The 19,210-nt window shown below is 59.4% G+C and carries 12 protein-coding genes and 1 pseudogene; 5 read left to right on the plus strand and 8 right to left on the minus strand.

The genetic code is table 11. From position 1 onward, the window contains the following. Together AAIL66_RS23745 and AAIL66_RS23750 are read left to right on the plus strand one after the other, a co-directional pair. Positions 1-1,394 (plus strand): annotated as a pseudogene (locus tag AAIL66_RS23745) (site-specific DNA-methyltransferase); the annotation flags it as partial. Further along, positions 1,394-3,472, plus strand: a complete 2,079-nt coding sequence (locus tag AAIL66_RS23750) for a 3'-5' exonuclease (RefSeq protein WP_343497918.1) — start codon at positions 1,394-1,396, stop codon at positions 3,470-3,472. The pseudogene AAIL66_RS23745 and the gene AAIL66_RS23750, both read left to right, overlap by 1 nt. A gap of 334 nt (positions 3,473-3,806) precedes the next feature. On the opposite strand, the gene AAIL66_RS23755 is transcribed toward AAIL66_RS23750, so the two are convergent. After that, the gene (locus tag AAIL66_RS23755) at positions 3,807-4,424 is read right to left on the minus strand and encodes a glutathione S-transferase family protein (RefSeq protein WP_343497919.1); all 618 of its coding nucleotides are present in this window, start codon (positions 4,422-4,424) and stop codon (positions 3,807-3,809) included. Between the two features lie 156 nt (positions 4,425-4,580). Here AAIL66_RS23755 and AAIL66_RS23760 point away from each other — a divergent pair, with 156 nt between their 5' ends. Continuing rightward, positions 4,581-4,988 (plus strand): YkgJ family cysteine cluster protein, encoded by a 408-nt coding sequence (locus AAIL66_RS23760; protein ID WP_003065319.1) that lies wholly within the window; start codon positions 4,581-4,583, stop codon positions 4,986-4,988. 18 nt (positions 4,989-5,006) lie between these two features. On the opposite strand, the gene AAIL66_RS23765 is transcribed toward AAIL66_RS23760, so the two are convergent. The 5 genes from AAIL66_RS23765 to AAIL66_RS23785 all read right to left on the minus strand — a co-directional run bounded on the left by AAIL66_RS23765 (position 5,007) and on the right by AAIL66_RS23785 (position 12,801). Then, positions 5,007-6,404, minus strand: coding sequence for a HAMP domain-containing sensor histidine kinase (locus AAIL66_RS23765; protein WP_034392850.1), 1,398 nt, complete (start codon positions 6,402-6,404; stop codon positions 5,007-5,009). Then, positions 6,404-7,108, minus strand: coding sequence for a response regulator transcription factor (locus AAIL66_RS23770; RefSeq protein ID WP_003065317.1), 705 nt, complete (start codon positions 7,106-7,108; stop codon positions 6,404-6,406). The genes AAIL66_RS23765 and AAIL66_RS23770 overlap by 1 nt, the downstream gene beginning before the upstream one ends. 122 nt (positions 7,109-7,230) lie before the next feature. Then, on the minus strand, positions 7,231-8,526 hold the full coding sequence (locus AAIL66_RS23775) for a TolC family protein (protein WP_041744392.1): 1,296 nt from the start codon (positions 8,524-8,526) through the stop codon (positions 7,231-7,233). After that, entirely contained in the window at positions 8,504-11,617 is a 3,114-nt protein-coding gene (locus AAIL66_RS23780; protein ID WP_012836546.1) for a CusA/CzcA family heavy metal efflux RND transporter, read from the minus strand. The genes AAIL66_RS23775 and AAIL66_RS23780 overlap by 23 nt, the downstream gene beginning before the upstream one ends. 20 nt (positions 11,618-11,637) lie before the next feature. Then, positions 11,638-12,801: an efflux RND transporter periplasmic adaptor subunit gene (locus AAIL66_RS23785; protein WP_034347924.1), complete on the minus strand. Its 1,164-nt coding sequence runs from the start codon at positions 12,799-12,801 to the stop codon at positions 11,638-11,640. A 1,015-nt stretch (positions 12,802-13,816) separates the two neighbouring features. Here AAIL66_RS23785 and dinG point away from each other — a divergent pair. Continuing rightward, positions 13,817-15,988, plus strand: coding sequence for an ATP-dependent DNA helicase DinG (gene dinG / locus AAIL66_RS23790; RefSeq protein WP_072248247.1), 2,172 nt, complete (start codon positions 13,817-13,819; stop codon positions 15,986-15,988). Positions 15,989-17,455: 1,467 nt separating this feature from the next. On the opposite strand, the gene AAIL66_RS23795 is transcribed toward dinG, so the two are convergent. Both AAIL66_RS23795 and AAIL66_RS23800 read right to left on the minus strand, forming a co-directional pair. Then, complete coding sequence (locus AAIL66_RS23795; protein WP_034351557.1) at positions 17,456-18,019, minus strand: acyloxyacyl hydrolase; 564 nt, start codon at positions 18,017-18,019, stop codon at positions 17,456-17,458. A gap of 217 nt (positions 18,020-18,236) precedes the next feature. After that, the gene (locus AAIL66_RS23800) at positions 18,237-18,791 is read right to left on the minus strand and encodes a Spy/CpxP family protein refolding chaperone (RefSeq protein ID WP_034351558.1); all 555 of its coding nucleotides are present in this window, start codon (positions 18,789-18,791) and stop codon (positions 18,237-18,239) included. Between the two features lie 262 nt (positions 18,792-19,053). On the opposite strand from AAIL66_RS23800, the gene rdgC reads away from it, so the two are divergent. Further along, the coding region (gene rdgC / locus AAIL66_RS23805; RefSeq protein WP_343497920.1) for a recombination-associated protein RdgC at positions 19,054-19,210 on the plus strand (157 nt) is incomplete at its 3' end.

Raw genomic sequence — 19,210 nt, forward strand, 5'->3', positions numbered from 1 at the left:
CACTGGCGTTAGCCCGTGCACGCATCATGGGCGCGCGCTACCCGTTCTACCTGCTCGCCGATTCCCGCGAAGGCCAGCAGAAAGAAGCCGAAGTCACCCGCAGTGCACCTTCCAGCCACGTCACCTATGGCAACATCGTCCACGGCTTCGTGTATGAGCGCGTACCGCACATTACCCTCAAGTCCATCGCCAACAACGCCGAAATCGACGTCATCTGGGACAAGTTCCAGACAGTGCTAGAGCCGTTGCGTGAAGCCTTGAATAAGTCGCTCGGCAAGCAGTGGCAGGAATGGAAAATCCCGCGGGAAGCTGATGCCAAGTGGAGTGCTGCCGCGAAGAAGCTGCACACCGACTGGTGGCAGCACCGTATCGCCCGGCAACAGGAAATCGACGCATCCATTGCTGCCAAAGCTGAGTTCGAATTCCTCTACGACAAACCGTACGAGGACAAAAAGCGTGTGCGCGTGGCCGGCCCTTTCACCGTGGAATCACTGTCGCCGCACCGCGTTCTGGGCGTGGACGAGGAAGACAACCTGATTGACCATGTGGCCGAGACCCAAGCTGAATACGGCCAAGACTTCACCAGTTTGATCCTGGCCAACCTGCGCACCGCCGGTGTTCAGCAGGCGCACAAGGCCGACAAGATCGAGTTCATCTCACTGGAACCGTGGCCGGGGGAGCTGGTCTGCGCCGAAGGTTGCTATCTGGAAAATGGGCAGGTAAAGCGTGCTGGCATCCTGGTCGGCCCGGAATTCGGCACCGTCACCCGCGCGGACCTGGTCGATGCAGCCCGCGAAGCCGGCGATGCCAACTTCGATGTGCTCATCGCCTGCGCTTTCAACTATGACGCGCCGGCCACCGAATTCAGCAAGCTGGGCCGTATCAACGTACTCAAGGCGCGTATGAACGCCGACCTGCACATGGCCGAGGACTTGAAGAACACTGGCAAGGGCAACCTGTTCGTGATCTTCGGCGAGCCGGATGTGGATGTGCTGGACACGAAAGGCCGCAGCATCCGCCGATACGACGGCAAGCGCGATGTCATCGACGTGCCTGCCGACGGGCAACTGATGGTCAAGATCAACGGCGTGGACGTGTTCCACCCCAGCACGGGCGAAGTACGCAGCGACGGTGCGGACGGCATCGCCTGCTGGTTTTTGGACACTGACTACAACGAGGAGTCCTTCTTCGTCCGCCATGCCTACTTCCTCGGAGCGAACGACCCGTACAAGGCTCTGAAGACTACCCTCAAAGCTGAAGTCGACCCCGACGCTTGGGCGACGCTCAACTCCGACACCTCGCGCCCTTTCCCAAAACCGAGCAACGGCCGGTTTGCGGTAAAGGTCATCAATCACCTCGGCGATGAGGTGATGAAGGTATTTAAGGTGAACTGATGGAATTCCGGATCGCCGATACGTTTACTACCAGCCTCGCCCGCCTGACCGGCGATGAGCAAAAGGCCGTCAAGACCACCGCGTTCGATTTGCAGGTTGATCCGAGCGGCAAGGGAATGAGCTTTCACAAGCTCGACAGGGCCAAAGACCCGAATTTCTGGTCGATACGCGTCAGCCGCGATATCCGCGTGATCGTCCACAAGACTGTGGGTAGCCTGCTGCTGTGCTATGTCGATCATCACGACAGGGCCTATCAATGGGCCGAGCGACGCAAGCTTGAAGTGCATCCGACCACCGGCGCAGCACAACTCGTCGAAATTCGCGAGCGTGTTGAAGAAGTCCTCGTTCCAAAGTACGTCGAAGAAAGCACGCCGGCCACGCAGAAGAAACCGAAATTCTTCGCAAGATACGACGACGCACAACTGTTGGCCTATGGCGTGCCGCAAGAATGGCTGGCCGATGTAAAGGCTGCGGATGAGGATTCGCTGCTGGAATTGGCCGACCACCTGCCCGGCGAAGCGGCCGAAGCCCTGCTCGAACTGGCGACGGGTGGTAAGCCGACGTTGCCACAAGTGGCGGACAAGGGCGCTGATCCATTCCAGCATCCTGACGCACAACGCCGCTTCCGCGTCATGTCCGATATGGACGAGCTGGCCCGCGCTCTGGAGTATCCATGGGACAAATGGACAGTGTTCCTACATCCGGCACAGCGGCAACTCGTCGAACGGAATTACAACGGTGCGGCACGCGTGTCCGGCTCGGCGGGCACGGGAAAAACTGTAGCGGCTTTGCACCGCGCTGTGAATCTGGCACATAAAGATGAAGACGCACGCGTTCTGCTTTCCACGTTTTCCGATACGCTGGCTAACGCGTTGCGCGGCAATCTGTACCGACTTATCTGGAACACTCCAAAGCTCGGCGAACGTATCGACGTAGCCGCAATGGAGGCTATCGGCATTCGCCTGTATTCAGCGGAATTTGGCAAGCCGGTATTCGCTAGCCGGGATGAAATTTCCACCCTGCTGAAGGCTGCCGCCGTGCAAATCGATGGCCTGAAAGCCAACACTGCATTCCTGCTCTCCGAATGGGAGGACGTGGCAGACACCTGGCAGGTCGATGACTGGGAGAATTACCGGGATGCCAAGCGGCTGGGTCGAAAGACGCGCCTACCCGAGGCGCAGCGCGCCTTGTATTGGCAGGCATTTGCCCAAGTAAAGGCACAATTGAAGCAGGCTGGCAAGATCACTACCGCTGAAATGTTCGCCAGGCTTGCCGAAGTCATGTCCAAGCGTAAGCATCCGGTATTCGATTACATCGTGGTGGATGAAGCGCAGGACATCAGCGTGCAACAATTGCGCTTCCTCGCAGCGATTGCTGGTAACCGCGCCAATGCTTTGTTCTTCGCCGGTGATCTTGGCCAACGCATCTTCCAGACGCCGTTCTCGTGGAAATCACTGGGGGTGGAAGTGCGTGGTCGTTCGCGTACGCTCAATATCAATTACCGTACCTCGCACCAGATACGCTCTCAGGCCGACCGTCTGCTCGGCCCCGAGGTATCCGATGTGGATGGAAATATTGAGAGCCGCAAGGGCACGATTTCCGTGTTCAATGGGCCGGAGCCAACCATCTGCAGCTATACCGATGCCGAGACGGAAAGCCAAGCCGTCGGCGCATGGTTGAAGCAATGCAACAGCAGTGGCGTACAGCCGCAGGAAATTGGCGTCTTCGTCCGGTCCGAACATGAATTGTCTCGCGCACAGGCGGCTGTGAATGCCGCTGATCTGCAGGGGCGCGTACTTGGCAAAGACATGGCGACGGAAGAGGGCTTCGTCAGCATCACCACCATGCACTTGGCCAAGGGCATGGAGTTCCGCGTGGTGGCAGTGATGGCCTGCGATGATGAAATCACTCCTTCACAGATGCGGATTGACAGTGCAGCCGACGAGGCCGAATTGACCGAAATCTACAACACCGAGCGCCAGTTGCTGTATGTGGCTTGCACCCGTGCCCGCGACCAACTGCATGTTTCAGCGGTGAAGCCAGAGTCGGAATTTCTGGAGGACTTACTGCAGAAGTAGCTATGCGTCTTAAGGAGATTGTTTGTGACCGAGTGCACCGGGGAGTCCAGCTCTCGACACTTGCGCAGCGTACCGCCGGTGTACTCACAATGCTGAACAGATCGCGCCGACGCAGCTCGCTTGATGAGGTTGGTGAAGCAGCCAGAGGGCCGTATGGACATGATGCTGCACCCGCTTCCCTATGGTGCGCCATACGGAAGCGCGCAAGCAATGCCAGTTGGTAAATGCCCGGATGCCTTTCCCCAGCTTCGCCATGTTACCCACTGAGTTGGGGCCTCTTTGGCGTTGAACCTGGCTATCAGCCGATATGATCACCCTATAAGCTGCTGAGCAATCAGCCCAGCCTCTGCACCGAAGCCCTGGCCTTCACGCGCTCGAAATGGGCTGCCACGCGCGGGAATTCGGCGATGTCCACGCCGTCGCCCTTGAGCCAGCCCGCCACGGTGTAGAGATAGCCGTCGGCCACGGTGAATTGCTCGCCCATCACCCAGGTCTTGTCGCCCAGATAGTGCTGCTCGATCACGGCAAAGCAATCACGCATGTTCTGCGGCACCTTGGCGCGCATGGCGGCCTGGGCGGCCTCGTCGTCGGCCCAGCGCGAGGCGCGCGGACGGTGGGCGTGGGCGATGTGCGCGGTCGATGCCAGATAGGCATTGAATTCCTGCATCTGCGCCAGCGCAAAAGGGTCATCCAGCGGCGCCAGCCTTGCCTGCGGATGGGTCTGCGCCACATACAGCAGCAGCGCCGGAGTCTCGGTCAGCACGCCGCGTTCCGTGGCCAGCGCGGGCACTCTGCCCTTGGGGTTGATGCTCAGGTATTCGGGGCTGCGCTGCTCGTTGTCGGCAAAGCTCAGCGTCTTGAGCGTGAACTGGGCATCGGCCTCATAAAGCGCAATCAGTACGGCCTGCGCGCAGGTGCCAGCTGCGTAGTAAAGCGTGGTTTGGCTTGCCAAAATCGTTCTCCCGTGAATGGTGATATGCCTGTGCAGTGTAGGCTGCTGCGCAGCCGGCTCAATCCCATGAGCCGGGTCTGCTCATAGCAATGACGCAAGGCAGACATCGACATCTCATGGCAGCATCGCGCTTCTCCCAGAAGTGCCCCACCCGAAATGAAATCCTCCATCCGCATTGTTGACGTCGACCGCCTGGAAACCTGGAGCAAGTACAAGGCCGGCATGTGCGACAGCTGCGCAGCCAATTGCTGCACCATGCCGCTGGAGGTACGCCTGCCTGATCTGGTGCGCCTGGAGCTGGTGGACCCGTTCGAGGTCGAAAACATCGAGCCCAAGCTGATCGCCAAGCGGCTGCTGAAGATGCGCCTGATCGACCACTTCAACCCCAAGCACGAGATCTTCACCATGGCCCGCCGGGCAGGCGGAGACTGCAACTTTCTGGACAAGAACACGCGCCGTTGCACAGTCTATGAAAAGCGCCCGGAGACCTGCAGATTGCATCCCAAGAAGGGGCCAAAACCTGGGTTCTGTGCCTACGGCAACAAGGCGCTTTCGCAGATCTGAAAGCTTCTGGGCAGCGCTTCAGACATCGGCCACGGCAGGCAGCCAGATGCGCGCCACCATGCCCGGATTGGCGTTGTGAAAACTGAGCTTGCCGCCATGCAGCTGGACAATGGCCAGCACGCTGGCCAGGCCCAGTCCGTAGCCTGGGCGATCCGATTCTGCGCGATAGAAACGGGTGGTCATTTTCTCCAGAGTCTGAGGATCTGCGCCCGGTCCCTGGTCCTGCACGGTGATCTCCACCCCCCATGCGCCATCGCTGCCCTGCTCCTGCGCCGGGGCCGCACGCAGCAGCACGTCAGCGCCATGAACATCATCGGATGATGCTCCGTATTTGATAGCGTTATCGACAAGATTGGAGACGGCGCTGGCCAACAAGTCACCATCGCCCAGGGCCTGCACACCTTGCTGCACATCCAGCCTGAGAATGCCGCCGGCGTCTTCCACCAGCGGCTCGTAGAAGTCCACCACATCGACCAGCAAGGCCTGCAGATCAACCGGCGCAAAGCTCTTGCGGCTGGCTCCGCTTTCCACTTCGGCAATCTGCAAAAGCTTCTCGAACACCACACCGAGTTCAGCGACTTCTTCGGCCACCAGCGCCAGCGTGGCGGACTGCATTTCGGGGCTGGCCTGCTGTGCGTTGCGCAGGCGCAGCAGGATGCGCGTCAGCGGCGTTCTGAGGTTGTGCGCAATGCTGTTGGAGACATGACGTATGCCTTCCATCAACTGCTCGAGCCGATCGAGCATGGCGTTGATATCGCGGTTGAGCAGCGTGAATTCATCGCCGCGCTGATCGACCGGAATGCGCTGTCGCAAATCGCCCGCCGCAACGCGCGACATGGTGTTGCGAATGGCTGCCGCGCGCTCATCCACCACACGCCTGAAGACCATGGCACCTATCAGGGCCATGATGCAGGCCGCAACGGCCGCCAGCAAGCTGGCCTGACCGAACAGCTCCTCCATGTCGCGCTGCAGCTGCATGTCGCTGCCTACGGCCAGCAGATTGCCATTGGGCATTTCGACCACGGCAACCCGGCCCACCATCAGCCGCCCGTTGCGCTTCACGGTCAGCTCGCGCACGCCCATGATGCTGAGCTTGCGCGGAGGATAGACCTCGGCATTGCTGACAATGGTCTCGCCCTGCGGGTTCATGAGAATGAGGATTTCCGTGTCGGTATTCACACCGTCACGAATGGTCTGCAATATCTCGCTTTCCAGCGCTCCGGGGCCGTATTTGGCTGAGTGCTCGGTCAGTCTGCGCACATGGTTTTCGGCCTGCTTGTCGAGCCTCACCCGCACCACGCCCACAGTCTGCACATAGAAGACGGCCAGCACAATGGCCATGGTCAGAACCAGGAGGCCGCCATAGCTGAGTGCCAGCCTGAAGGCCAGCGAACTCCAGGGTCTGGAGCGCATCATCAGACCACCTCGGGCAGGTCTTGCGGCTGGTCTGAAAGGCTGTATCCCACACCGCGCACGGTATGAATGAGAGGCGTGGCAAAGCCTTTGTCCACCTTGCTGCGCAGGCGGCTGATGTGCACGTCGATCACATTGGTCTGCGGATCGAAGCGGTAATCCCAGACCGACTCCAGCAGCATGGTGCGCGTGACGATCTGGTGCGCGTGCTGCATGAGAAACGCCAGCAGACGGAACTCGCGTGGCTGCAGCGACAGCGGCTGGCCGGCGCGCTCTGCGCTGCGCGAAATCAGGTTGACGCGCAGATCGGCCACCTGCATCTCGCGCGTGGGAGCCGGGATCTGGGCGCGGCGCACCAGGGCTTCGAGCCTTGCCGATAGCTCGGAAAATGCAAAGGGCTTGGTCAGATAGTCATCGCAGCCGGCCTTGAGCCCGCGCACTCTCTCGTCGGTGGCAGACAAGGCACTGAGCACCAGCACCGGCGTCTGTTTTCCCATGGAGCGCAGTGTCTGCAGAATCTGCAGCCCGTCAAAGCCATTGGGCAACATGCGGTCGAGGATGATGACATCCCAGTTCTCGCCAACGGCCTGTGCAATGCCTTGCACGCCGTCACCGCAGACGCTGACATGCGCGCCTTGCTGGCGCAACCCTTCAGCGATGTAACGCGCGTTGAGCGCATCGTCTTCGATGATGAGGTAGCGGTACATGCTGAGTCTGTCTCTGGCCGTTGGTGGACAGACACTATAAGCCGTTGCCTCCACCTTCGCAGCCGGCGATGCAGCAGCATCAGGAGGTGGTACAGGGGTTTGTGCCATCTCCCTCGCCTCGCTCAAGGCTGCACCTGTGGCAGATCGCCGCTGGCCAGACGCACTTCCCACTCCGCATCCAACATGTCCTTGACCAGCTCCAGATGCTCCAGCCTGTGCTCGGTGATCGAGCCCAGTGCATCGATCAGCTCCAGGATCGTGCCCTTGCCCAGCTTGTAGGCGTCTTGTGCCATCTGGTGCAGCGGCGCAATCTGCGCCAGCCCTTCCTTCTCGTAGTCGCGCACGGCCGTTCGGCGCAGCGACAGCTGCTGCAAGGCGCGCTGCAGCTCGGACTGGGCGGCAAGCACAGCCGCATCGCGGCGCAGCTCGGCCTGATCGGCCTCGACCTTGGCGCGCTCGATGGGGCCTTGACGGCGGTCGAAAAGCGGGATCTCCACGCTCACGCCCACCTGGTTGAAACTGCCATCCACGCTGTTGCGAATGCGGGCCAGACCAAAGGATGGCGTGGGCAATGCTTCACGCTGCTCCAGCTTGATTTTCTGGCGCGACCTGTCGAGCTCGGCCTGCGCGGCACGCAGACTCGGCAACTGGGTCTGCGCCTGGTTCCACAGCTGCTCGTAGCTGGCTGCCTTGCGAATGTCAGTGGCCTGCAGGCTGCCTTCCACACGTACTTGCCATTGCGGCAAGGCCGCAATGCTGGCCACGCGTGATGCGGCATCCCGCAAGGCGGCCTGAGCCTTGCTGACCTGCATGCTCATCTGGGCCTGTTGCAGGTTAAGGCGCGCGCCGTCATAGCGGCTGCGCGTGCCTGCTTCGATCTGGCCCTTGACGATGTTGCCGGCCTTCTCCAGCTCATCACGGGCAGCCAACCACACCTGATAGCGCTGCTGGGCCACCAGCAGCTCATTGAAGGCATGGGCTGCATCGCTCATGGTGACGGCGACTGCGACATCGGCATTGGCCGCGGCGGCCTTCTCGCCCAGCCTGGCGTTCTCGATGCGCATGCCGCGCTGGCCGAAGATGGGGATGGCCTGCTCCACACCCCATTCCTTTTCTCCGCGCTTGCTGGAGTAGTGCATGGCGGGATTGGGTATGGTGGCAGCCGTTTTGCTGTCTGCCTTTGCCAGATCCAGCTGCATGCGATCTGCCGCCAGATTGGGCTGGTTCTGCACGACGATGCGCAGATATTCCTGCAGGGTCACAGGCTGTGCAGGGGCCGCCAGACGGCCCGCTGCAGCATTGCTCTGTGCGGCTGCATCCATAGCCTCGGCAGCATGGCCTGTGCCGCTGAAAGCGCCGCAGCACAGTGCCGCAGCCATGGCCAGAGAGTGCCACTTATTCATCTTGAGCGCTTTCATCACGTTCTTCCTGCGTCAACATGTTCTTGGGGCCCAGCAAGGCATACAGCACGGGCAGCAGCACCAGCGCCACCAGTGGCAGCACTACCATGCCGCCAACGATGACCGAGGCAAAGGGGCGCTGGGTTTCGCTACCCACGCCGGTAGACAGAGCCATGGGCAGCAGGCCCAGCAGCGCCAGCAAAGCCACCAAAATGATGGAGCGCATGCGCTCGGCTGCACCTTCGATCAGCGCCTGCATCAAGGGCATGCCCTGGCGACGCAAATCCTCGACCGCAGAGACCACCAGCAAGCCCGCCAGAGCCACCTGACCCAGCAAGGCGATAAAGCCGATGGCCGCGCTGATGGACAGCTCGATGTGTGCCAGATGCAAGGCTGCGATGCCGCCCACCATGGCGAACGGCGCGCACAGCAGGATGATGCCGGCGCTGCGGGCCTGGCCCAGCGCACCGAACAACAGGGCATAGACGATGACCAGAGACAGCGGCACCACCACCTTCAGGCGTGCAGCCGCACGCTGCTGGTTCTCCCACTCGCCGCCCCAGACGGCCTGGTAGCCTTCGGGCAGCTTCACGTTCTGCTTGAAGGTGGCCAGCGTGTCCTTCACTACCGAGCCGATATCGCGGCCTTCCACGTTGAACTTGAGCGCCATGTAACGCGCATTGCCTTCGCGGAAGATGGAGGAGTTGCCGATCTTCATGCTGACCGTACCTACCGATCCCAGGGGGACCGAACCACCATCGGGCAGCGGTATGGCGATGTTGCGAATGCGCTCCTCGTCCATGCGGTCCACATAGGGCAGACGCACGCGCACCGGTACGGGGAATTCACCCTCCCACAGAGTGGTGGCCACATTGCCTGCCAGGGCCACTTCCAGCGTCTTTTGCGCGTCTTCCATGGCGATGCCCTGGCGCGCCAGCGCCTGGCGATCGAACTGCACATGCACCTGCGGTGCCGGAGCATCGCGATACAGATCCAGGTCAACCACTCCGTCGATGCCTTTCACCAGCGACTTGGTCTGCTGAAGAATGCCGCGCAGGGTGGGAATATCGGGGCCGAACAGCTTGAGTACCACCTGGCCGCGCGCACCCGATGTGGACTCTTCCACGCTGTCGCGAATGGGCTGTGCAAAGTTGAAGGCCACGCCGGGAATTTCACCCAGCGTCGCACGCATTTCCTCGATCAGCGCGGGCTTGGTCAAGCCCTTGCGCCAATCGCCATGGGGCTTGAGGCGCACCAGCACCTTGGCCAGATTGAGCGTCTCGTTGTCGGTTCCCGATTCGGGGCGACCCTGCTCCGTGGTGACGGTGATCACCTCGGGGAAGACCTTGAGACGCAGACGCACATCGCGCAGCACTTCCTGGCCTTTTTCCAGCGAGATGGAGGCAGGCATCTGCACCAGCACATAGGCATCGCCCTCATCGAGCTCGGGCAGGAACTCGGTGCCCAGCCATTTGGCTGAAACCCCGGCCACCACCAGCACGCTCACGAACACGGCAATCACGGCCGTGCGGCGCTTGGCGGCGCCCAGCACCTTGGCGATCCAGTGCTGGTAGCCATGATGCGCGCGGTCGAAGATCTTGGGCTCTTCCACCATCACATGCTTGGGCTTGAGCATCAGGGCGCACAGCGCAGGCACCAGCCCCATGGCAAACACCAGCGCGCCCAGCAGGGCAAAGCTGTAGGTCATGGCCAGCGGGCGGAAGATGCGGCCTTCGATGCTCTGCAGCGAGAACACGGGAATCAGCGCCGCAATCACGATGGCCATGGCGAACAGCGTGGGCTTGGCCACGGCAACGGCCGAATCCACAATGATGTGGCGCATGTCGTTCGCCGTCTGCGGCTTTCGCTGGCGTGCATTGCGGATGATGTTCTCGGCCAGCACCACGGCACCGTCCACCATGATGCCGAAGTCGATGGCTCCCATGGAGATCAGATTGGCGGGCATGCCCAGCCAGTGCAGGCCGATGAAGGCCACCAACAGCGACAGCGGAATCACGGTGGCCACGATCAGCGAGCCACGCAGGCTGCGCAGGAACAGCCACAGCACGGCCACGATCAGCGTGGCCCCGAACAGCAGGTTGTGCTGCACGGTCTTGAGCGTATGGCCCACCAGATCTGAGCGGTCATAGTTCGTGACCATGTGCATGCCTTCAGGCAGGCCGCCACTGTTGAGCTCATCGACCTTGGCATGAATGTCATCGAGCACGATGGAAGGGTTGGCGCCGCGCTTGAGCAGCACAATGCCCTGCACCACATCGTTCTGGTCGTCCATGCCCACCGAGCCCTGACGCGGCGTATGCGACTGCGCGACACGCGCCACGTCACCGATGGTCACGGGAGCCTTGCCACGCATGGCAACGACCACGTCCTGAATCTCCTGCGGATTGCGCAACAGGCCGATACCGCGAATGATGAAGGACTGTTCGCCGCGGCGCATCAGACCACCGCCGACGTTGCGGTTGGACTTGGACAGAGCATCGCTCACATCGTCCAGAGACAGGCCCAGGCTGTAAAGCTTCTCGGGGTCCACTTCAACGTGGAACTCCTTGACGAAGCCGCCAATGCTCACCACGTCGGCCACGCCCTGCACCTGCTTGAGCACGCGCACCACATGCCATTCCTGCTCGGTGCGCAGCTGCGCCAGGGTGTGCCTGTCGCTTTGCAGGCGATAGTAGAAAATCTTGCCCAGCGGCGTGTAGTCAGGCGCCATTTCAGGCGTCACGCCGTTGGGCAGATCCGCCTGCGGCAGACGCTGCGAAACCTCGGCGCGCGCGGTGAAACTTTTCGCGTCGTCGTTGAAGACCAGATTGATCATGGAGAGGCCGAAATAGCTCTCCGAGCGCAGCGATATCAGACCCGGCGTACCGTTGAGCTCACGCTCCAGCGGCTGGGTGATCTGGCGCTCCACTTCTTCAGGAGCCAGCCCCGGTGCCTGGGTGATCACGCCGACCTGCACATTGGTCACGTCAGGATAGGCTTCGATGGCCGTCTGCAGATAGGCGTAGACGCCATAGATGGCAATCGCCAGCGTGGCACACAGCGCCAGCAGCCGGCGATGGACGACAAATGCAATAAATGAACGCAGCATGGTTCAGACTCCTGCCGGGACTACAGCAGCTGACTGGCCGCGCCGTCGAGCAGCAGGCCACCACGCACCACGATCTTCTCACCGACCTTGAGGCCGCTGATCACCGGCACCATGCCGCGCGATGGACGCCCCAGCGTCACCACGCGTGCCTCGAACTGGTTGTTCTCATGCTGCACATAGACCACGCTGCGGCTCTCATCCTTGATGAGCACGGCAGTGACGGGAATCAGCATCTCCTGCAGATTCGACAACTGCACGCCCACCTTGGCCTGCATGCCGGGACGCAGCACCGGGTTCTGTTCGCTCAGCTCCACCACCACGGCAGCGCGGCGCGATTCCTTGTCCAGCGTAGCCCCCAGATGACGGACCGTGCCCTTGATCGGCTTGGGCAGCTGCGGTACCTCGACCTGTACGGAACTGCCCAGGCGAATGCCGGGCAGATCGGACTCGAACACCTCTGCGACCACATTCATGGCCTGGGGATCGCCAATCATGAACAGCGCCGCTCCCGGCTCGGCAGCGGTACCCACCACGGCCTTGCGCTCGGCCACGATGCCGGCGCGCGGTGCGCGCAGCTCGATCCGATCGCCGCCGCCGGAGCCCAGCAGCGCTGCCGTGCCCTGTGCACGACCAAGCTCCTGCGAGGTTTCACGCAGCTTGGCCTGCGCGGCACGCAGATCGACTTCCACGCCCACGCCCTTGTCCACCATGGTCTGCTGGCGCTGGGCTTCCACCACAGCCACGTCGTGTGCGGTCTTGGCCGCAGCCACGTCATAGCGGGTGCGCAGTGCATCGGGGCTGACCAGCGTCGCCAGCAAATCACCGGCCTTGACCATATCGCCCACATGCGCATTGACAGCCACGACACGCGCCGATAACGGCACTGCAACCGAAGCCACACGATCCTCGACAAACGCCACGTGCGCAGGAGCCCAGGCCATCTGCACCCCTTGCGGATCGGCCACGGGCGCGATCTCCAGCATCTTCACGGATTCCGGCTTGACCTGAATAAAGCCTTTGGGCAGCTGCGCAACCGGTTTCTTCGCTTCCTCGGTGGCCTTGGAGGCATCACAGCCACCCAACAGACCCGCCACGGCAATGGCCGCAGCCACCACCGGCAGTCTTGCCCATGTCCAGTTTGGTAAATGTGCCGCTCCCGGCAGTCCCACAAGGCTTTTGTTCATCGTTCACCCTTTTCCATGACTGGCAAGTGACGAGCTGGTCCGCGGCTTCACTTGCAGTGATGCCACCATGCTAGGAACAGCCCCCAGCTGCGTGGATGACACACGCATTACGGTTTGGTAAGACCGGACACAGGTACAAGCACGACCAGAGAGCAGCCGGGCCAGGGTTGAACAGGGAAATCAGCCTGCAGACTCGACGAATTGCCCGTTTTTCAGGCAATTCATTGACAGCATCTGTCAATTGCTCAAAAAACAGGCATTTTTCATGTATTTTTTCATACATGAGTATTAAAAGTAGCCAAAAATCGTGACCAAAGCCAAGGCCACGCCTGATCTCTGAATTCCTCAGAAAACACGATCAATCCATTGATAAGCAATGGATATCTACTATCAAAAGTAGAGCTTTGAAGTTATCCACGCAGTGGATAGATTGCGCCCCTCCCTCCTCCGCATCCCGGATTTCAACAGAAATGACCGCTCTGGCATACAAACCAGCGGCATGACCGTCATCAGTGGAAAATTCAGAGCCTGCATGCCTTCATGAGCAGATCCGTCGAACCTGTGGATAAACCGAGAACTCCATACCCTGCAAGAGCGATACAAGCCATGGATAAACTTACTCACAGTGCTTGAAAACTATGCAGATCCCGAAAAATCTCAGCAGTATCGAAATCTAGAAAAAGCTTTTTATTCATAAAAATTTAACAACCATATCCACAGACATGAATACATGGTTGTCTCCAGGATATGTACAGGCCAATTCTCGGATATCTCTGTGGATAAGTTTCTTGGTAACTACCATGGACGGAATCCACAACTACAATGAACAAGTCACATACAAGTGGTGGAAAAGTTTCATTGAAACCGCCCACTAGATACAAGCGCAGAACATACAAACTCCCCTGTTTTGTATGCCGTATCACATAAGAAATTCAATCTTATTTGATACATATCTCTGTACGAATACTTATAAAACGCCAAAGCACAGCGTCTTTGCGTCTCAAAAAACGCTGAAATGCATGAGAAAAAGTGGGCTGAAGAGGCCCTGAATTCCTTTGATGCCGTGGTCGGGGCCATGCCGGGGTTTCGCAGTCGTGATGGACAGCGAAAAATGGCGGCCCAGATCGCGCAAACGCTGAGCCAGGCCCAGCTCGGAAAAGTCGATGAAGGCGAGCCAGAACCGCGTCGTGCCATCGCTGTCGTGCAAGCCGGAACCGGGGTCGGAAAATCGCTGGCCTACAGCATTCCGGCCATTCGCATGGCGCTGTCACGCGGCACGCGCGTGCTGATCTCCACAGCCACGGTGGCGCTGCAGGAACAGCTGGTGAACAAGGATTTGCCGGCCCTGGCGCAAAAGCTGGACCAGCCATTCAAATTCGCACTGGCCAAGGGGCGTGGCCGCTTTGTCTGCAAACTCAAGCTGGAACGTCTGGCGAGCACGGGGGAAGCACAGGACGAGATGGACGATCTGTTTGGCGATGAGCAGGGCCAGACCAAGTTCAGCCGTCCTCAGCATGAACTGCAGGCCCGCATGCAGTTCTACAAATCCATGGCCGATGCGCTGGCCACGGAGGCCTGGAACGGCGACCGCGATTCGCTGGAGACCCCGCCTGAGGCCGAGGCCTGGAGCCCCGTGGCAGCCGAGTCCTCTTCATGCACCGGAAAGCACTGCCCGGCCTTCGGCAACTGCGTCTATTACGAACGCCGCAAAGACCTGGTGGCGGCGCAAGTCATTGTCGCCAATCATGATTTGCTGCTTTCCTCGCTGGGCTCCAAACTGCTGCCCGAGCTGGACAATTGCCTGCTCGTGCTCGATGAGGCCCACCACCTGCCCTCCACGGCTCTGGACCAGTTTGCCGGCGAGATGGATCTGAGCCGCCTGGGCTGGATCGACAAGCTGGCCAGCCGTGCGCTGCGCGTGAACCAGGTCGCCGAAGTCGAGGAACTGGCCGACGTGCCCAAGCATGCGGGTCAGCTGCGCCAGCAGATGCAGGAGCTGGCGCGACTGGTCATGGAGCACTACGGAGAGACTCTCAAATCGCAGAAAGACAGCTATGGGCCAGCCAGGGTACGGGCACCCCGCGGAATGCTGCCAGAGGCCCTTCTGGAGCCTCTGGGACAGATTGCGCACCATGCCGACGGCTTTCTGGATGCGCTGCGTGCCGTCTCCAAGGCCCTGCGTGCCGAAATCAAGGAACAACCCGAGGAAGCACAGCGCCTGTCCACCGTCTATGCGCAGGTAGGCGCCCTGGCGCCCAGGCTGGAAGCCATTTTCAACACCACGCAATTGCTGCTGCAGAACAACGAGAGCGATGGCGACGGCAAGATGGTGCCCCATGCCAAGTGGTTCACGCTGGAGATGGACGGCGAGTTCATCGTGGTCAAGGCCCATGCCAGCCCCATACAGCCCGGCTCCACCCTGCGCCAGCACCTGTGGTCGCAGGTACGCGGTGCGGTGCTGACATCCGCCACGCTGACCAGCTGCGGCCACTTCGACTTCTTTCTGCGCGAAGCGGGGCTGGCCAATGACGATTCCGTCACCACGCTGGAAGTGCCCAGCCCATTCGACTATGCGCGCCAGGGCACTCTGGTGGCCCGTGAAACGGCCTCAGACCCGCGCGAAGCCGCCCGCTTTACCGAGGAGATGGTCGAGGCCCTGCTGAACGATCTGAGCCGCATAGAGGCCGGCGCACTGGTCCTGTTCACATCCCGCGAGCAGATGCGCCAGGCCGTGGATGCGCTTTCCACCAGCATGCGCAACCAGGTGCTGGTGCAGACCGCCCTGCCCCGCCAGACTCTGCTGGCACGCCATCGTGAGGCCGTGGCGATGGGCGAGCCCTCCATCATCTTCGGCATGCAGTCCTTTGGCGAAGGACTGGACCTGCCCGGAGCGCTCTGCGAGTCCCTGTTCATCACCAAGCTGCCCTTTGCTCCGCCCGATGACCCTGTTGGCGAGGCAAGAGCCGAATGGCTGCGCAGCAGCGGCCGCAACCCCTTCAACGAGCTGGTGGTGCCGGCCACGGCCATTCGCCTGGCCCAGTGGGTAGGCCGTGCCATCCGGACCGAGGAAGACCAGGCCCATGTGTACTGCTATGACCGCCGCCTGACGGGCACCAGCTACGGCCAATTGCTCATCAAGGGCCTGCCGCCCTTCACGCTGCAACGGCGCCCTGTTTCAATGCCTTGAAGTCCTGAGTGAAGCGCGCCTTTCACACTGCTGATCCAAGGCCGTTTCGCTGCTCTTTTGCGCCATTCCTGAGGCAGGTTTTCAGCGCTCCAGGCCTTAGCAGCATGGCTCTTTTCTGCACTGCTGCAGCGCCCTTCCTGCGCACGTTCACTCAGTCCCGGCGCACTCCGCGCAGTTGTAATTTTTCTAACAGTTGCCGGGCAATGCGAGACGGCATCCGTCTTGCAGGACTGGCAACCCGCAAGGTCTTGCCCGAAGCGGCGCAGCCGGGCAGGTGCGCTGCAGACCCCATGGTTGTTGAGCAACTCCGGATTTCAGACCTGTCGGTATTGGCGGGTGCCGCACTTTCCCAGTGCTTGCCATATCTGGTCCGGGTCTTGCTCCACCGACAAGCGAAAAGTTCTTTAAAAACAACGATCTATAGATCATTGAATTTTTTTGAATGAGTAGGGCGCAATCATGGCTGATATCGATTGCACGCACTTCTGGCCAGTTTCCCCCAGCTGTTCATAACATTCTGTGGATAACAGTCGCTTCAAAGACTCTTCAATGGGAATTTATCCCCACCTCCGGTCATTGAGGAGGCGCATCTTACGCCAATTTTTCGAGATCTGGCGCGTCAATTTTCCCAAAGCCCTTTTTTTCTGAACTTCCCTCTGAATCAAAGGGATTGGAGCGCCTGATCAGCTGCAGTTTTGCATGGCCCGGGCTCTTGCCTGCGACTTTGCCTTCAGTTGTTCTTTAGAAGTTTTATAAAAATATAGTCGTAGTAGTAAGACTTGGCATCTGCTGTTGATAACTTTAAAAACTCAAGGCAAATCAAGCATCTTGCGTAATGACAAACATGGAGACAAATGACGGTTGCTGCTGTCCTCGATTCATGAACAACTTGGCCTTCTTCCATATTTTTGTGGAAAACATGAAAGTTGATATCTTCTTATCCACAGAAATCCATTTTTCTGTTGATTGGCAATAAATGCTCTTTATACGTTGATATATATACGCTGTTAGCTATTATTTTTATAGTGAACAACTGATGAAGACATGCTTGAGCACATCGGATGTCAAGGGTGTGATGTAGCAAGAACTTCTTGAAGCGGATCTGATCAGCCTCTTTTTTTATTCAGACCATCTCCGATTGCTGTGTACACTTCGGCCAAAGTTGTTATTTCTAGTTTTATCTTTTTACTTAGTAGTAATAGTAAGTAGTCCACTTAATTGTTGATAAGTAATTAAGTTCATTTAAAATCAATAACTTATACTTTTCCAAAGTCTGTGCCCTTACATGGGCTGCCGATGTCATTGATTTGGGAACAACTTTCCAGAAGCCAGCCTGGCTGTGGAAAAAAGAAAATTTCCATGGCTTTTATCACCATGTTTATTCACAGGTCGTGCAGCCGCTGCAAAGCATGAAAAAAGCCGCCCGTTGGGCGGCCAGGTCAACCCGGATAGCGCTGCCCCGGGAATTCAGAAGTGGCGTGCGTATCGCAGCTGAAGAAAGTTCTCTCCCGGATTGGGGCGCTTGATGCCTGCATTGGACTGGTGCTCGAAGCGCAGGCTGATCTCGTTTTTCAGTTGCTCGCCAAACAGGTAGCCGATGCCTATATGGCTGGCAAAGTTGTAGCGGGTCGAAAATTCCTTGTGATCGGTGATGAAGCGGTGGTTGATGGCATAGCTCACGCCCAGGCCGGCTTGCAGGAACCAGGGAGACTGGCCTTGAGAGGGACGCCAGCGCAATGTGGGTTGTGCTCCCAGAACCCAGGTTGAACGATTGCCGCCCTGATAGTCGGCCGACCAGCGGCTGACAGAGAGATCCCAGTAACCCGTCATCCGACCCGAGCCAAGGGCGTAGCTCCAGTTCCAGGGGAGGATGACGCCGCCTGTCCAGCTGTCGGTGCTGTGCTCCGCCGAGCCGTATTGCAGATAGAGGCCGGTCGTCGATGCTTGAACAGGCTGTGCATGAAGCATGGGGCTGCCCAGGCTGATCAGCATCGGGATTACGAGATTCGTTGCCAATTGCAGTTTTTTCATGTCAATTGCCATCTAAATGTTTTGAATCTGGTCGCGACATCAATGCTTGGGTCATGCCTGGATTTCGCTCCCTCTGTGGATATGAATTTAGAAGCTTGTGAATAAATGTTCTGTCGGCAAGCGCTTGCGTTGGTAGTCAGCCAATTGATATCGAAATGAAAAAAGCCCCCGGTCATGACGACCGAGGGCTTTTATGGAGAAGGCGATTGAACTCGGCTTACTTTGCCGCAGGGGCTGGAGCTGCGGGACGTTCCTGGCCGGGTTTGCCGCCATGATGGCCGTGATGGTGCTCACCGCGCTGGTGATGCATGTGCAGGGTGGCCGCATCGAAGGTCTTTTTCTGCTCGGCATTGAGCTGGGCGTAGAAGGCCTTGGTGGCTTCGGCACGGCGGTCCATTTCGGCCATGCGCTTGCCGCGCATTTCACGCATCTTGTCGATGCGCTCGGGCGTGGTCAGCTTGGCAAAGGCTTCGCGGTCGCCGGGGGCTGGGCGTTCACCGGGCTTCATGGCCTGGGTGTAGGTGGTCCAGGCAGTTTGCTGCGCAGGCGTCAGCTTCAGATCGGCCTTGAGTTTTTCCATGCGCTGCTTCATATGCTCCATGCGGTCGCCGCGCTTGTCACCACGCTGGTGCTTGTGCGGCTCTGGCGCTTTCTGGGCTGCGGCAGGCTGCTCGGCGGCAGCGGTGGTCTGGGCAAAGCTGGGCAGGCTCAGCGAGGCGAGCAGGGCGGTTGCCACAGCGGCGCTGGTCAATGTCTGGCGAAAGCGGGTCATGTCTGTTTCCTTTTCGGTTGAAGTGGAAGAAGTGGCCGCCTGGTCTTGCTCCTGAATGGGCATTCGGTAGCGGATGACTGAAGTGTGGGCCCCCCATGTTTCTGAGACGTGAGGTTTTGCAGCCGCTCTGTAAAGATTTGATAAGTTTGAGTGGCTGCGACTGCGCAACAATGCATGCATGGGCTGCATTGGCGGCCGATTTTTTTCCGCGAGATCCAGCTGCAGGAGCTGGCGACGATTGAAGGTTTAGCAAAGGTTTTTGATGTTCAAGAACATGATTGTTTATCGCATTGCCGAGAGCTGGCAGGGCGATCTGCAGCAGCTCGAAGATGCGCTGCAAAAGACGGTGTTTGAGGAGTGCGGTGCGACCCAGGAGCGCTCCGTGGGCTGGGTGCCGCCGCGCGGCGAGGCCCATGGCC

Source organism: Comamonas sp. F1-6 (genome assembly GCF_039581415.1).
Taxonomy (GTDB): Bacteria; Pseudomonadota; Gammaproteobacteria; order Burkholderiales; family Burkholderiaceae_C; genus Comamonas; species Comamonas thiooxydans.